Origin of the sequence: Microcoleus sp. FACHB-SPT15 (assembly GCF_014849525.1) — a bacterium.
GTDB classification, from domain to species: Bacteria; Cyanobacteriota; Cyanobacteriia; order Cyanobacteriales; family Coleofasciculaceae; genus Symplocastrum; species Symplocastrum torsivum.
The window spans coordinates 41301-56671 of the sequence record NZ_JACJNU010000034.1; the positions used below are offsets into that span (position 1 = coordinate 41301).

Annotated in this window: 16 protein-coding genes; 8 read left to right on the plus strand and 8 right to left on the minus strand. The window is 46.3% G+C overall.

What is annotated here, in order from left to right:
- Positions 1 to 2 precede the first annotated feature (2 nt).
- Positions 3 to 248, minus strand: a complete 246-nt coding sequence (locus H6F98_RS11770) for a DUF2283 domain-containing protein (protein ID WP_192218878.1) — start codon at positions 246 to 248, stop codon at positions 3 to 5.
- Positions 236 to 541, minus strand: a complete 306-nt coding sequence (locus H6F98_RS11775; protein WP_192218879.1) for a hypothetical protein — start codon at positions 539 to 541, stop codon at positions 236 to 238. Before H6F98_RS11775 ends, H6F98_RS11770 begins: the two co-directional genes overlap by 13 nt.
- Before the next feature lie 101 nt (positions 542 to 642).
- Between H6F98_RS11775 and H6F98_RS11780 the strand changes: the two genes are divergently transcribed.
- The 3 genes from H6F98_RS11780 (at position 643) to H6F98_RS11790 (ending at position 3962) form a co-directional block, all read left to right on the plus strand.
- On the plus strand, positions 643 to 2448 hold the full coding sequence (locus H6F98_RS11780) for a proline--tRNA ligase (RefSeq protein ID WP_192218880.1): 1806 nt from the start codon (positions 643 to 645) through the stop codon (positions 2446 to 2448).
- Positions 2449 to 2462: 14 nt separating this feature from the next.
- Complete coding sequence (locus tag H6F98_RS11785) at positions 2463 to 3248, plus strand: DUF2993 domain-containing protein (RefSeq protein ID WP_192218881.1); 786 nt, start codon at positions 2463 to 2465, stop codon at positions 3246 to 3248.
- Positions 3249 to 3350: 102 nt separating this feature from the next.
- The gene (locus H6F98_RS11790) at positions 3351 to 3962 is read left to right on the plus strand and encodes a GerMN domain-containing protein (RefSeq protein ID WP_192218882.1); all 612 of its coding nucleotides are present in this window, start codon (positions 3351 to 3353) and stop codon (positions 3960 to 3962) included.
- A 277-nt stretch (positions 3963 to 4239) separates the two neighbouring features.
- Here H6F98_RS11790 and H6F98_RS11795 read toward each other — a convergent pair whose 3' ends face one another.
- The 4 genes from H6F98_RS11795 to efp all read right to left on the minus strand — a co-directional run bounded on the left by H6F98_RS11795 (position 4240) and on the right by efp (position 7819).
- Positions 4240 to 5430, minus strand: a complete 1191-nt coding sequence (locus tag H6F98_RS11795) for a PAS domain S-box protein (RefSeq protein WP_192218883.1) — start codon at positions 5428 to 5430, stop codon at positions 4240 to 4242.
- A 752-nt stretch (positions 5431 to 6182) separates the two neighbouring features.
- Positions 6183 to 6536: a helix-turn-helix transcriptional regulator gene (locus H6F98_RS11800; RefSeq protein ID WP_192218884.1), complete on the minus strand. Its 354-nt coding sequence runs from the start codon at positions 6534 to 6536 to the stop codon at positions 6183 to 6185.
- A gap of 68 nt (positions 6537 to 6604) precedes the next feature.
- Entirely contained in the window at positions 6605 to 7132 is a 528-nt protein-coding gene (gene accB, locus H6F98_RS11805; RefSeq protein ID WP_192218885.1) for an acetyl-CoA carboxylase biotin carboxyl carrier protein, read from the minus strand.
- Between the two features lie 129 nt (positions 7133 to 7261).
- Entirely contained in the window at positions 7262 to 7819 is a 558-nt protein-coding gene (efp, locus tag H6F98_RS11810) for an elongation factor P (protein ID WP_192218886.1), read from the minus strand.
- Between the two features lie 313 nt (positions 7820 to 8132).
- Between efp and H6F98_RS11815 the strand changes: the two genes are divergently transcribed.
- Both H6F98_RS11815 and H6F98_RS11820 read left to right on the plus strand, forming a co-directional pair.
- On the plus strand, positions 8133 to 9281 hold the full coding sequence (locus H6F98_RS11815) for a peptidylprolyl isomerase (protein ID WP_192218887.1): 1149 nt from the start codon (positions 8133 to 8135) through the stop codon (positions 9279 to 9281).
- Positions 9282 to 9322: 41 nt separating this feature from the next.
- Positions 9323 to 9751 carry a hypothetical protein gene (locus tag H6F98_RS11820; protein ID WP_242058496.1) on the plus strand — a complete coding sequence of 143 codons (429 nt, stop codon included), beginning with the start codon at positions 9323 to 9325 and terminating at the stop codon, positions 9749 to 9751.
- 154 nt (positions 9752 to 9905) lie between these two features.
- Here H6F98_RS11820 and H6F98_RS11825 read toward each other — a convergent pair whose 3' ends face one another.
- Both H6F98_RS11825 and H6F98_RS11830 read right to left on the minus strand, forming a co-directional pair.
- On the minus strand, positions 9906 to 10295 hold the full coding sequence (locus H6F98_RS11825) for a rhodanese-like domain-containing protein (RefSeq protein ID WP_192218888.1): 390 nt from the start codon (positions 10293 to 10295) through the stop codon (positions 9906 to 9908).
- Between the two features lie 397 nt (positions 10296 to 10692).
- On the minus strand, positions 10693 to 12828 hold the full coding sequence (locus H6F98_RS11830; RefSeq protein WP_192218889.1) for a substrate-binding domain-containing protein: 2136 nt from the start codon (positions 12826 to 12828) through the stop codon (positions 10693 to 10695).
- A 190-nt stretch (positions 12829 to 13018) separates the two neighbouring features.
- Between H6F98_RS11830 and H6F98_RS11835 the strand changes: the two genes are divergently transcribed.
- From H6F98_RS11835 to hpsE (H6F98_RS11845), 3 genes are all read left to right on the plus strand, one after another.
- Positions 13019 to 13228: a Nif11-like leader peptide family natural product precursor gene (locus tag H6F98_RS11835; RefSeq protein ID WP_192218890.1), complete on the plus strand. Its 210-nt coding sequence runs from the start codon at positions 13019 to 13021 to the stop codon at positions 13226 to 13228.
- Positions 13229 to 13303: 75 nt separating this feature from the next.
- Positions 13304 to 14287 carry a hormogonium polysaccharide biosynthesis glycosyltransferase HpsE gene (gene hpsE, locus H6F98_RS11840; RefSeq protein WP_192218891.1) on the plus strand — a complete coding sequence of 328 codons (984 nt, stop codon included), beginning with the start codon at positions 13304 to 13306 and terminating at the stop codon, positions 14285 to 14287.
- A gap of 64 nt (positions 14288 to 14351) precedes the next feature.
- Complete coding sequence (hpsE, locus tag H6F98_RS11845; protein ID WP_192218892.1) at positions 14352 to 15365, plus strand: hormogonium polysaccharide biosynthesis glycosyltransferase HpsE; 1014 nt, start codon at positions 14352 to 14354, stop codon at positions 15363 to 15365.
- Positions 15366 to 15371: the final 6 nt, after the last annotated feature.

The window sequence follows — 15371 nt, forward strand, 5'->3', positions numbered from 1 at the left end:
TTCTAACGCTTACTTATGTGTAAGATAGTAAACCCAATAATTTCGTCTTGCTCATCATATCTAATAATTAGGTCATTATCAGCATACTCACTATCAGCAGCAGGTTTAGTTGTGTCTCCAAAATTAATGTACATTACGTCTGCTTCAGAATCGTAATCTACTTGAAAATCTATTTTTGGAATTTTTTTTACAAAGGTAACTAATTCTAATAAGTATTCCTGAATATCAATGTTGGTCACAGCGGCCATACCCTGTTCCTCCTTTTCAAAGAATTAATTCTTGGGGTCGCATATGCAGTAATAATAAAACCATCTTCCTCAAGTTCTCGATAGACAACGACAAGCCATTTTCCAGATTCTAGTTCTGTTACTGCTAGAAGTTCTTTTTCACCTCCTTCAAAGATAGATTGAGGATTAGCAACAGTTTCTAGAATCTTCTGTCTTTGGTCAATTACTTCTGGATGCCCTCTGATGATATGCTCCCAACGTTCGTCTGTTAACCGGATGGGGATGTTTTTAATAGATTTAACAATAGAAGTCACCGTGCTTTTACCTTTGAGTTGCACAGTATTTAGCGTTAAGTATAGCAACTGATGTTCTAGACTGAAAAAACAAGAATCCAGTTATAGAAAGGGAACATACGATGCGACTGTCTAATATGCTTTTCGTCACCCTGCGGGAAGATCCAGCAGAAGCGGAAATCCCCAGTCATAAACTACTAGTTCGTGCAGGCTACATTCGTCGCATCGGTAGCGGGATTTACGCCTATCTCCCCTTGATGTGGCGCGTACTGCAAAAAGTCTCCCAAATCGTGCGCGAAGAGATGAATGCTACAGGTGCCCAAGAGTGTCTGCTTCCCCAGTTGCAACCCGCTGACTTATGGCGTGAGTCGGAACGCTGGGATACCTACACCAAAGCTGAGGGTATCATGTTTGCCCTCAAAGACCGCCAAGACCGGGAATTGGGACTTGGACCCACCCATGAAGAAGTCATCACGACGATCGCTCGTGATATGATTCGCTCCTATCGGCAACTACCGATAAACCTGTATCAGATTCAAACCAAGTTCCGGGATGAAATTCGACCCCGGTTTGGACTGATGCGCGGACGAGAATTCATCATGAAAGATGCCTACTCCTTCGATGTAGATCCCGAAGGTTTGGAGCAGAGTTATCAGAAGATGAATCAGGCTTATCACAATATGTTCCGCCGCAGTGGTCTAGCGTTTAGAGCCGTTGAAGCTGACTCCGGCGCGATTGGGGGTTCCCGCTCTCAAGAGTTTATGATTCTGGCAGATGCAGGGGAAGATGAAGTTCTCTACACCGAAGATGGCAAGTACTCCGCCAACACAGAAAAAGCTGTTTCATTACCCCCTGATGCTGAACCTTCGCCATTCACCACGTATGAAAAACGCGAAACGCCTAACACCCCAACAATCGAAACCGTCTGTCAATTCTTAAAATGCTCTCCCACCAATGTTTTGAAGAATGTCTTGTATCAGGTGGTCTATGACAACGGCATGACGGTGTTGGTACTAGTCAGCATCCGAGGCGATCAGGATGTGAACGAAGTGAAGTTATTCAATGAGATAACAGCAGCAGCAGAGCAATACAATGCCAAAACAGTCATAGCGCTTACTGTACCGGATGCAAATAGTCAGCAAAAATGGGCATCTAAACCACTTCCCTTGGGCTATATTGCACCTGATATTAGCGATGATTACATCAGTCCTAGTAAAGAAGTTGCGCCTCAGATCTTGCGCTTGGTCGATAAAACGGCGGTTGAGCTGAAAAACTTCCTCACGGGGGCAAATGAGTCAGGCTATCACGTTGTCGGCGCAAACTGGGGTGAGCAATTCCAGTTGCCACGGGTAGTGGATGTGCGTAAGGCAAAGGCAGGCGATCGCGCAATTCATGACCCCAGCCAAACTCTGCAAAGCGCACGCGGCATCGAAGCTGGACACATCTTCCAATTGGGGACAAAGTATTCCCAATCAATGGGGGCAACCTATACCAGTGAGTCAGGAGAAGAACTTCCCTTCTATATGGGTTGTTACGGTGTCGGCGTGTCGCGTGTTGCACAGGCAGCCGTAGAACAGTCTTATGACAAAGATGGGATTATCTGGCCCGTTGCGATCGCACCTTACCATGCGATCATCTCAGTTCCAAACGTTGGAGACGCTGACCAAATGGCAGCAGCCCAAAAACTCTATACTCAACTCAATGAGGCAGGTATCGAAACCTTATTCGATGACCGCAACGAACGGGCAGGTGTAAAGTTCAAAGATGCGGACTTAATCGGGATTCCATACCGGATTGTGACAGGGCGATCGCTTAAAGAAGGTAAAGTGGAAGTCGTCGAACGGGCAACCAAAAAGTCTCAGGACATTGCCATTGACGAAGTAATGCCTACCCTCAAGCAGTGGATTGACACCGCTTTGAAAGCTTAGAGCCTGACAAACTTATGGAATTTCTGACCATCCTCCTATCTGGTTTACTCGCTGGTGTCTCTCCCGTTGGTCTAGTCATCGACAAGGTGATCGAAAGTAACTTCCGTTCCCGCTTGAACAAAGTGGAGCAATTGCAAGTCCGGGTTGACAACACTCCTAGTTACCAAGCTTTGCAAGGTAAGGTGGAGAAAGTGCGAATTGCTGGTAGAGGGTTGTGGGTGACGCCGAATGTTCGGATTGAGGCGTTGGAGATGGAAACTGACCCGATTAACATCGACTTCCAGCGTCTTCGACGGGGTAATGAGGAATCACCAAGAGCCTCTTTCCTGCAACCTGTACAGGCTGGGTTGCGTTTAGTGTTAGCCGAAGCAGATCTCAACCAGACTCTACAATCTCCTACTGTAACCGCTCGATTGCGAGCGATTGCGGGTCAGCTTCTGGGGGGTTCAGCCGAGCGGTATGAATTTCTCAACCCACGGGTGGATTTGCTAGATAATGACCGTATCCGTTTTCAGGTCGAAGTGCAGGAAACGAATGCTGAGTTATTAGCTATCACCGTTGAGTCAGGGCTGAACATCATTGCTGGGCGCAGCTTACAACTGATTGAGCCATCCGTTTCAATCAATGGAAGAGTCCTCCCCCCTCAGTTAGTTGGCGGGTTTGCTGGAGGTATCGGTAACCGCTTTAATCTCCGTACCTTGGAAGATGCAGGCATCACAGCACGACTTTTAGAATTAGACATCAATGCTGACGAGTTAGAGCTAGCCGCATTTGTCCGAGTTGACCCACCAAGTCAATAATTTGCATCGACTATAGGAGTGCATCATCCGTAAAAGCATCCGGTTTACCTGTAGTTACCTGTTTACGCCCATCCTCTTTAATTCTCATGGAGGGTTCTTGATATGCAAGACCAACACCAACAAGAAGTTCGTCGCGTTCCTTTGGGACTCGTTGCTGGTCTTTCTGCCGCGCTATTAACGGCAGGAGGGGGGGCAGCTTGGATAGCGTGGAATTCGTTCATGTCTTCCCAGATACCACCAGCCCCAACAACTCCTAAGTCCTCTCAGGCATTACAGCCAACGGCAGAGGAAAAAGTCCAGGTCTATTGGCTTAATGATGTCAACAACAGAATTGAAGTCGTTCCCAGTTCGATAATGCTAGAGAAAGTTGACAAGCCAAGTGAAATTTTAGAGGGTGCGTTTAAAAGCTTATTGAGTGGTCCTGCTGACCCAGCTTTGACTACAACCATTCCTAAGGGCACGGAACTTCGGGGTGTTGCTCTGGAAGCTGATGGCGTGCATGTAGATTTGTCAAAGGAATTTACGGCTGGCGGTGGCAGCGCTTCAATGACAGGTCGTGTGGCACAAATTCTTTATACAGCCAGTAGTTTAGACCCAGCATCTAAGGTATGGATTGAGGTGGAGGGGAAACCACTGGAGGTGCTAGGGGGCGAAGGGATAGTCCTTGACCAGCCACTGACTCGCGAAAACTTTGAGGAAGACTTTGCGCTTTAACATCTTTCAAGTCAGGTTCGTCTAGTGTGAACAAGAAAAGGCAAAGGGCAGAGCGAATTTATCCCAATGCCTTCTTCACGAGTCATCTGGAACTGATAGGGAGGAAGGCTCTCAATCCCCATCTGAAGAATACATAAACGCCCTCTGCCTCCTGCCTTCTTCAATTGCTACAGCGTTAAAGGGAGATGCGTTGCACAACTGTGGGATGAGCGTGTTGTAGGAGGAGTCCCCCTACCGTTTTCTCCCTTTGATGTGCAACGCTTGGTTTTTTGTTGATTTATGCCGCTTGCTGGGATGGAGTCGAGCTGAAGACAATGTGATGCTGGGAGTCAAATGTAATTTTCCCTTGCTTCTGTAACTTGCTTAGCTCTCGCGTAACCGTGACTCTGGTAGTGCAGCAGGCATCGGCAAGCTCTTGATGCGTGAGGCGAACACTTAAACGAGTGCCTTGTGCCAGTCTTTGACCAAATTCCTGTTTTAACCACAGCAACAGATAGTACAAACGATCTTTCACTTGTCGCTTTCCTGCGATCGCGAGTAGCGATTCTGTCTGCCGGACGCGATCGCTTATTTGAGGTAAAAGAGACTGCGTCAGACGAGGGGAAGCGGTGATTTCTTCTAGAGAAAGGGAAACTAACTGAACATCTTGCGTTAGGGCTGTTGCTTGATAAATACTCAGAGAAGTCATCGTAGAGCCAAATGGCATCAATGGTCCTGCTAAGCCCACAAGTATCTCATCACCACTTTCGCTCATTGTGCTGAGCTTTACTATACCTTGGCAAACTAGCCAAATCTTCTGGGGTTCTAGGGAGATAAGCTCTCCTTTAGAATAACAATGCCTTGGGCGATCTTGACTAGGGTCGTAGTCATGACTTAAGAGCGCCAACTGAGCACGCTTGCGTTCGGTGATATCGCGTACTATCCAGCACAAGCGAGTTAGATTACCCTGTGCGTCTCGCACAGGCGTTACACTCAAAGCTGCGTCAAAGAACTCACCTTTACGGGGTTGCATACGCACTGTATACTCTTGCACGCGATCGCACTGCTGCAACTGAGTTAGTTTGGAACGAAACACCTGACGTTCTTGTAGTGGGATGAAGCTGACTAGCAGTTTGTCCACCAAGAATGACGGCTCAATGTTGAACAGTTCAGCCGCCGCATGGTTAGCTTCCTGAATCTTCCCATGTGCGTCACTCACCAGGTACGCATTCGGCATGAAATCAAACAGACTTTGGTAACGCTGCCGTTCCACTTCGATTCGCGATCGCGTAGCTGCGAGTTCCTCAGTCTGCTGAACTAGTTTCTCTGCGGCTAGTTCTAGTGCTTCTGAAGCTGTGCCAAGTTCCTTGAAGGCTACAGGCAACAGCAAATTGGGTTCCGGCAGTACTGAGGCATTCGCATCTCGATACAACTGGGCTAAACGCCCGTGGAGTGACTGTACCTGCTGGGTAAATGTATCTACGTTCATCTTAAGCTGACACTACCTATCTGGATGGACTTGAACTCGACCTGAAAAACAGACTTAAACCTAAGTCAAGCAGAGCTATGAGAATCAAGGAAAATATCATATTCTCCTTGAAAAGCAGACCAGCTAAAGCTTCCCAAGCTCACATTTAAATAGTAAGAAACTACGTCAAGGAAATCAGTACGCTCTCGTACTCATCAATATTCTTTGAACACTAGCACGTTTTTAGGGAGCTGGATTTTAATTTTTAGATTGCTCTAGTGCGTTGCAAGTTCTGGACTCTGCCACTGTCAACATCAGTAAAGCCCCGCTTTCGGCTGTTCTTGAGAAGCGGGGTTTTTGTATGGCTCTAGGTTGGTTTAAAAGAAGTAATAAGCTCATAGATCATGAAAGCTAAGAGCTTGATATCCTGTCAACAGCAATGTCCGTGTTACTTAACAATTGCTATAAATAAAGTTTATTACCTTTGTTATACAGACTCTTCTATCTAAAGAGGTCTATTTCTGTACTTAGAAAGGCTTAAACAAGATAAAGTAACTGCGTGTTTAACGCTACATCATGCCTTTTATGTTGTCGTCTATGGCTGATTCCAATTGGCAGTAACAAGGATTTTTGTATGGCGAAGGTCGTCATTTGTGTCAACTTAACGTCAACTTGGCGGTTATAGACAATTTTCTTCGGCTTCCCGCACGGTAACGGTAGCTACATAAACAAGGCACCTGCTCCAAGTCGGCTTCAAAAACTTTTGTGCGTTATTAATCTTTGTTCGCTAAACTGAAGTCACGGAAATGACGGGCTTGCTGTTCAATTCGTGTTGCAAGGCGATCGCAAACTAAATTACATAGCTCAAAAATTAACTCATCTTCTACTTTGTAATAAGCCGATGTTCCTTCGGAACGGCGACTAAGGATGCCAGCTTGTAGCATCACTTTGAGGTGTTTTGAGACATTAGCCTGACTCGTCGCGGTTGCCTCTACCAACTCCTGTACACATTTTTCGCCTTCACGGAGCAAATTTAAAATCCGCAGACGCATTGGCTCACTCAAGATACTGAAATACTCAGCGACTTGTTGTACTACCTCGTGTGGTACAGAGTTTACTGTTGGCATCGGTACAACCCGAACTAAGTGATCCCCAAATTTTAGCAGCTATTTTATTAATGACGATAGAGTCATTATTAACCAGGGTTAATTCGCATTAATGGTTGACCATACTCAACAGGTTCACCATTCTTCACCAAAATCTCCATCACCTGCCCTGATATCTCCGCTTCAATTTCATTCATCAGCTTCATCGCTTCGATGATGCAAACAGTTTGACCATTACGGATGCGATCGCCAACTTCAACAAAAGGCGCTTCATCAGGACTAGGCGATCGGTAGAATGTACCAACCATCGGCGACTTAACTTCTTCCCATTTTGGGTCTACCACCGAAGGCGTTGCTGCCGCTGATGCTGCCTCCCGGATTACTACCTCTGGAGGAGGAGCGGGTGGACTAGGCATGACTACTGAGTCGGCGGGAGCCACTACAAAACTGGGAGCCGCGTTGCTACCCGTACTACCTATTGGATCAGTAACAGTCGTTGTGCGACTCCCTTTACGAACAGTCAGTTCAAAGTCAGCACTTTTTAAGGTCAATTCTGTAATATCGGTCAGAGCGATCGCGGCTAGCAGGTCACGGAGTTGGTTAAAGTCTAATGGCACAATTAATCAGGGGCTAAGGACTAGAGCGTCGGGGTAAAGCAAGTCTTAAAGTAAGTGGGAAGGCGAGGAGATTTCACGCGCCAGCTTCGCCGTTCTCAACCTCGCCGCTCTTTTCTCATCAAAACAGTTTTACTCACGACCCAGATAGGAATCGTTACGGGTATCGACTTTGATGCGCTCTCCTATAGAAATAAACAAAGGAACCATTACTTGGGCACCTGTGGAAACTATTGCTGGTTTTGTGCCACCCGTTGCGGTGTCACCTTTAACACCTGGATCAGTTTCAATAACTTCCAGTACCACAGAGTTTGGCAGTTCCACTTCCAGCACTTGCTCACCCCAAGTAATTACATTAACTTCCATCCCTTCACTGAGATACTTAACGCGATCGCCAATCTGGGATGAACTCAGACTACTTTCCTCGTAGGTTTCCATATCCATAAAGACAAACTGGTCTGCTTCTTTATAGGTATGCTGCATTGTGCGCTTCTCCAGATTGGCTTGGGGAACCGTTTCCCCAGCCCGGAAGGTTCGCTCAACAACACTCCCACTCTGCACATTTTTTAGCTTGGTGCGGACAAAGGCAGAACCCTTTCCAGGCTTAACGTGGAGGAACTCCACCACCCGCCAAACAGACCCATCTAACTCAATCGTGACACCGGGGCGAAAGTCGTTACTAGAAATCATGAACCTATTTCAAAGGTCAGGACAAGACGCTCGATAACTCGCGACCGCAGGACTAGGTCTTGCTGCGAAGATAGCTATCGGCAATTTATTTTACCCCTGTTGTGGGGCATTCCCCCTAATCTGACTCAAGAAGAGGGATGGGGATATGGGGAGATAGGAGACAATACACATATACTTCGGACTTTTTCACCTCATCACCCCATATCCCGATTTATTCGCTGAGGGGCACCTGTATGGCAAGATGAGAAATAAAGTTCTTCAGGCTGTTGATGAGCCTAAAACTTTCTGGTGCAAGCCTTCGGTAGAAATGTTTATGCGACTTTCAAAAATTTTAAAGCTCGATTGGTGCCAACGCTTGGCAAAAACCAGTGTCTTGGCAGTGCTGTTGGCTACGCTCTCTCTCGGTCTAAGCGGTGCTTGGTGGGACGGTAACGACCAACCGGCTCGTGAAAGTCGCCTACCAGTAGGAAATGCGATTACAGATGGTAAGGCACTGTTGCGGTATGCGCTTCCAATTGAGAATCAACAGGCGCGGGATATGCAAGCCAGTCTAGAAGATATTGCGACCCAACTGCGGGGGAAGCGCTGGAGTTCGATTAGCCGGGATGTTACCAGAGCCGCTGTAATTTTAAGCGATCGCACCGATAAACTGCTAGCTGATATCCCAGATGAGAAAAAACCAAAAGCCGAAGCTCTAATTGCCGAACTTAATGACGGTATTGCCTCAATCCGAGAGGCGGTAGAAGCTAAGGATAAAGACAAGGTCTGGACTGAGCGGGGTAAACTCCTCAACGAAGTTGGTGAACTCGAAGAATTGATGGTCAAAGAGTTTCCCTTTGAAGTGCCTGCCGACTACAGCAATCTGCCTCAACTCAAAGGTCGCGCCACCGTGGAGATGACCAGCGACAAAGGCAATCTGACTATTGTTGTTGATGGTTACAGCGCCCCTGTTACAGCTGGTAACTTTGTAGATTTGGTTCAGCGAGGCTTCTATGACGGCTTAGAGTTCATTCGTGCTGAAGACTCCTATGTTCTGCAAATTGGTGACCCACCTGGCCCTGAAGAAGGATTTATCGACCCCGCAACAGGTCAATACCGAGCAATCCCTCTAGAAGTGCTAGTAAGGGGTGATACAGAGCCAATTTATGGCATTACCTTAGAAGATGCAGGTCGTTATCGTGACCAGCCTGTACTCCCCTTCTCTGCCTATGGTGCCGTAGCAATGGCACGTCCAGGAACTGACCCTGATGGTGGTTCTTCCCAGTTTTTCTTCTTCTTATTTGAGCCAGAACTTACCCCTGCTGGACTAAACCTCTTGGATGGTCGTTATGCAGTCTTTGGTTATGTCGTAGACGGCAAAGAAACTCTCGAAAAGCTCAAAGAGGGTGACGTAATCGAGTCCGCAAAAGTTGTAAACGGTGCTGAGAATCTGGTCAAGCCGCAAGTCGCCTACAACAATTGAAGAGTGAGGCTTAACTCATCCCACGTCCTTGCTTACGTGGGATGAAAGTGTTATTTGTTGTTGGTCATTGGTTATTCGTATTCTTTAACAAACAACAAACAACTAAAGAACAAATAACAAACAACAAAGCGTTTATGCCAATTATTGATGCTCTCCTGGTGATTACACTTGCTCTTTTGGTAGGCGTGCTAATCCGTGGCAGCACCAAAAATCGGCAGCAGCAGTTAGAGGAATCCTTCAATCGTCAGCAATTGGAGGATGCATTCTACCAACTCCTGCAAGAACAAGGCAGTTGTATTTCTCTCATCGAGCTAACAGCAGCGGCAAGGGTAGATGTGCAGCAAGCGCGACAGTACTTGGAGCGACAAGTGCAATTATTTGCTGCCGTTCCAGAAGTTGACGCCGATGGCGATACGTTCTATCGCTTCCCCAAACTTCACAAGCGTTCTTCAGTTGATAAATCCACTTGAGTAGCAAAACTTAAGAGTGGGACACTAATAACTGCCCATTTTCAGAGTGGCTGTCAGGACTTACGCACTCAACCCGTTCTGCAACGGGAAGATAATGCTTTCAGCTTCTTGAACAAGGCTCAGAACAACGAGATTTCGTTTCAGTGCGGAAGTCCTAGCTGTTTTCAAGAGTTACCGGGGCTGGATGCGCCTCGACTGGATAGCCAACAGCTTTCCATGCTGCTAAACCACCTCTGATTTCAGATACGTTTTGATACCCATCTGCACGAAGTCGAGCCGCTGCCGCAGCGGTTTCTTCGTCTGTTTCGCCGTAGATATAAATATCCCGGTCAAGTTCAAGCTTGTTTAAAACTCGATTGGTGGGTTCATTCAGCGGCATGGGAACAGCTCCCATAATATGGCTGATATTAAACTCCCCGCGATCGCGCACGTCAATGATAGTCAACGCTGGTTCACCCCAGTCCAACCTTGCCTTTAGGTCAAAAACACGAGACTGCGTTTGCAAGGGTCGAAAGGTTGGAACTATATCAAAAAAATTAGCCATGAAGATATACCATGTTTTGTCGTATCTTCTGCAATGTAACAACTATTTTTAATATTTTCAAATTTTTGTTTAGAAGCCTTGACTTATTTGCCATTATTTCTGCAAGCTCAAATGACGTATCCAAGCCAAACAATTGACTCGTTGCTAGTTGCTGTAGTCAACACGACATTTGAGCTGTCAACGTGAGTTATGTTTTCAGCAGTAGGTAAAGATAATCAGATTAATTTCAGTAGGCAAAAAATAGCACAGCTAACCTCCTGCAAAGTAACAATAAATTTTGCTACTCACCTATGTTTTTGGATAGATTTTTGAGCCAGTTTTCTTAAATTTTTTCCTTCATTGGCAAAATCAAGGAAGCCCCCACTGTACCACTTAAGCAGTCAGCGTCGGGAAGATGTCACTTCGAGCTTCTAAGGGGTACTAGTCCTGTTTCATAAAGTAATCGTTGCCCTTCAGAAGTTCGCAATAGCTGAGCGAACTTTTCCCCGGCTGGAGCGAGACTATTATCCCGTGGATAGACAACGGCAAGTGAATAGGCTAGTGGGTATTGTCCAGTTTGAAATGCCTTCACATCAGGGTAATAGCTACCCTTGCGATCGCACAAATCTGTACTTGGGTCGATGGGTTGATCCTTGTCTAGAACCAATGCCTGAACAGCCTTTTTACCTTTAGCTTGCACCGCCAAGGGATAGATCGAACATTGTCCAAAAATTTGACTGAGAGGACTAAATCCGACGCTTCCCAATCCTTCCGGCGACTCGAAATCTTGAAGCACTTTCTGGAGCATTTCTAGAGTAGGCAGTTGGGTAACCTGACTCTTAGTCAAACGGCTCATTTGCACATCCTTAAGAACGCGCTGCTCAAAAAATTGGATCGCTTCGGGGTTTGTTGGAGCGTAGAGCTTTACAGGTAGATTCGCCCCCTTTAGCTCCTGCCAACTTGAAATCTGACCCAGATAAAGCTGCCGTAACTCCTCCAAGCTAGCTTCACCCTCCAACGTCTTGGGTAACCCCTGATTGCGCCTGGAATAACTAAACGCTACAAAAACGGCAAGTCCATCATAAGCAATCTCTCGATAAGCCAAATCAATAGGAAGAGGCTTGAGCATGGGAATGATCGCAAAATCAACTTCTCTTGCTTGGACTTTTGCGATCGCAGCTTCAATTGACGGCGAAGGTTTGTAGTTGAGTTGAAAATTAGCCTGAGACTCTCTCAACCTAGCTTCAAGCGTTTGCCCTGGCTGTCTCACATTGGTTTGTCCTTGTACATAACTCCAAGTACCACCTTGCACAGCCGTATAGGTGAATTTCCCCGTTGGAACTGCACTCACTTCCTTTAAACAGCACAATTGAGGTTCCTCTTGGGTACTGGCGCTAGTTTGGGGTTTTGGCAGTAACGCCCAGATAATACTCCCGACAACTCCCAACCCCACGGCACACAGAAGCAGCAGCAGGAGGCGGGAGAAGGGTTTCGGCTTAGAGGTTTCAGGTTCCGCTTGCAACGCTAGCTGACCAACGGTAATAGGCTGAGGGAGTTTTAACAATGCTTTTCGAGCGACTTCTGCACTCTCAAACGGTGGTGCGACTCCCACTAAGCGCAGGATGAATTCTTTAAGCGGTAAGTCTGTAGTGATTGGCCAAGATTCGTCCTGACGTGGATCGAAGTTTGAGTCAGCTTTTCCTATAAGTAGGTAAAACCCTATATATCCGACAGCAACCAAGTCTTGAGCGATGGAACGCGAGAGAGCTTTTGTTGTTGGAGGGTCAAAAATCCGCTCCCAGAGAGCTAAATCGCAAAGATAGATAAAAAATTCCTTTTGGTTTTCCACCCAGAGAAGGCTCTCCAAACTGAGATTACCGTGAACGAGTCCCACTTGGTCTTGACCAGATGGGAGGCGAAATTTCTGTTGATGGAGAAGTTCTAGGGTTTGCAATACCTGAGCAAGAACTACACGCACCTGTGCAGGAGGCATTACACCCGTTTGTGCCAGATGAGTTTTTAGCGTTGGACAACCATCTCGCTCATCAGTCACAAGGTAGCAGCGCTCAAATGAGGTAGTATCTGCGATCGCTTCCAGTGGACTAATAACTCGCAAGTCCTGCACACGTCCATCCGCAAGGCTCACCCCTGCCAAATTTACAAACGCCTTCTGTCGTTGCTGTGCCTCCTCCTGATTGAAATAGCGTCGGGGTAGCAAGTATTCCTTAATAACAACAGAACGATTTGCCCCAAGCTGAACCCCAGCAAACAGTTGCCCCATACCCCGTTTACCAAGCCAGTGTTCAACTCGATAGGTACCCCGCTGACCGCGAATCTCTGCTTTAAGGAGTTTTGCAACCTCTTCACTGGCTGCTTCTGGTTCAACAGCCTGAGGTAGTTCAGCTTCTGGTTCAGGCGGGAACAGTTCTGGTCTAATCTCATCAAGGAGATCTTTGAGCCAGACGTACCGGGCTAAGAAGTTGAACTGGGAAAGCCTGATATGGGTGGGGTGGCGTCTCAGGTAGGCGCTGAGGAGGACTTGTGCAATTCTCATAGGTAAAAACCAAACCCCCTCGCGAACGTTCTGGACAGGGCGAGTTTTGGGATTGCTGGCGCTAGTATAGTACGATCAAGCTGCCTTGGGAGTCCTATACTTTTGTTGCAGAGCTGGCGGGGGAAAAACCAAACTCGCTATCTTAGCCAGAGGCGTTTAGGGACATCTTAGCGGATTGGAGTAAACGGGTATGGCAAAGGAAGCGGTCGTTCAGTTATATAGGGATGCTCAAGCTGATTCTGCTCTCAAAGAGAAGCTCAATTCAGCCCCTAATCTAGAAGCTTTTGTAGAAATGGCTCAAGCCTACGGCTATACATTTACGGTAGAAGAGTGGCGCGAGATGACCCGTTTCTCAGTGGAAGAATTGAAAAGCAAAGTGTCTGAGATTCCAGGGCTTTAAGGTGGACACTTAGTTCCACGAAAGTCGAGCTAATGTATTAGAAGCTTGGTTTGAGCAGCATTGTTGGTAAAGACGATGGTCGTTGATTTGACTGTTGCCATACCCACTTACAACGGGGAAAGGCGTCTACCGGAAGTTTTAGAGCGACTGCAATTCTCTTGTAAAGATGTAATGCTGCGATCGCTTCACTCAGAGCAGCTCAGTTGGGAAGTGATTGTTGTTGATAACAATAGCACCGATGATACAGCGAAAGTTGTTCAAGCTTATCAGGTCAACTGGCCCAAGCAATACCCTTTAAAGTATTGCTTTGAACCCAATCAGGGTGCAGCATTCGCCCGACATCGAGCTTTTCAGGAAGCAAGAGGTACACTAGTGGGTTTTCTGGATGATGACAATATCCCTGCACCTGATTGGGTATTAGCTGCCCATAGATTTGCACAAGAACACCCAGCAGCAGGGGCTTACGGTAGTCAGATTCATGGAGTGTTTGAAGTTTCACCTCCGGAAAATTTTGAGCGACTTGCTCCCTTTTTAGCCATTACTGAGCGAGGTTCAACGCCACTGCGGTATGAACCGAAAAAGAAAGTACTACCACCATCAGCTGGGTTAGTTGTGCGTAAACAAGCTTGGCTGGAAAGCGTACCCTCGCAGCTCATTTTGTCAGGACGCACGCCTAGCAGCATGGTCACTAGTGAAGATTTAGAGATGCTGTCTTATATTCAATCTAAGGGCTGGGAAATCTGGTACAACCCCACGATGCAAATCGATCATAAAATTCCCCACTGGCGATTAGAACGAGAGTATTTAATTCCATTCTTTCGGGGAATTGGATTAAGCCGCCATGTGACACGAATGCTAAGTGTTCAATCCTGGCAGCGACCGATCGCAACTTTAGCTTACATGACAAATGATTTGCGAAAGATTGCTGTTCACTTGCTCAAACATGGTACCCGTGTGCAATCGGACTTAATTGCAGCTTGTGAGATGCAGCTATTTGTCAGTAGTTTAATCAGCCCTCTTTACCTCTGGCAACATAGCTACTTTGATAGTAAAGATTGAGCAAGTTTATAGCGTTTATCACATATATATAGATCTAGAATATTTAATCAAGTAATAACTTCTTATGCCAATTGACTTTACAGTTGCTATCCCAACTTACAACGGAGAAAGTCGATTACCTAGGATTTTGGAAAGACTGCGATCGCAAATTGGTGTAGAACACATCAACTGGGAAGTCATCGTTGTTGATAACAATAGCCAGGACGCTACAAAAACCATTGTGCTTGATATTCAATCAAACTGGTCTGCACCTTGTCCACTGAAGTATTATTTGGAAACAGAACAGGGAACAGCTTTTGCAAGGACTAAAGCAATTCAAGAAGCAACCAGTGAATTAGTCGGTTTACTTGATGATGACAATTTGCCAGCGCTTAACTGGGTAGCAGTTGCCTATGCCTTTGGTAAAGCTCACGAAGGTGCTGGGGCTTATGCTAGTCAAATTCATGGTGAATTTGAAGTTGAACCACCAGCAAACTTTGAGCGCATTGCTCCTTTTCTCGGTATTACTGAACGAGGTTCACAAGCTCATCTCTATGAACCCGATAAGCTGAAGTTACCACCTGGTGCTGGGCTAGTTATTCGCAAGCAAGCCTGGTGTAACGCCGTTCCTAAACGCCCACTTCTTAAGGGTAGGGTTGGCAAGTCCTTAGTAGGTGGTGAAGACTTAGAACCATTGCTTTACCTCCACAAAGCTGGTTGGGAGATTTGGTATAACCCAGCTATGGAGACTTATCACCAAATACCCGCTTGGCGCTTAGAGAAAGACTATTTAACCAATCTCTCTTTCGGCGTTGGCTTGAATAGCTGTTGTTTACGAATGATCAATACTCCCTTTTGGCAAAAGCCAAATCTTCTTGCAAGAACATTTCTTGGAAGTGTTCGTCGAGTATTGATACACTTTATTAAATATCAACAGGTATTAATGAACTCATCTAAGGAAAAAAGCTTAATCTATGATTTAGTTGCTGCTTGTGAGCTGGCTTTTTCTTGGGGTTACTTATTAAGTCCGTTTTATTTTATTAAAGCTAGCATTGCTAGAAAAATTGGTACCTTATCTTTGAATAAGCTCTCTGTGTAGTTTAAG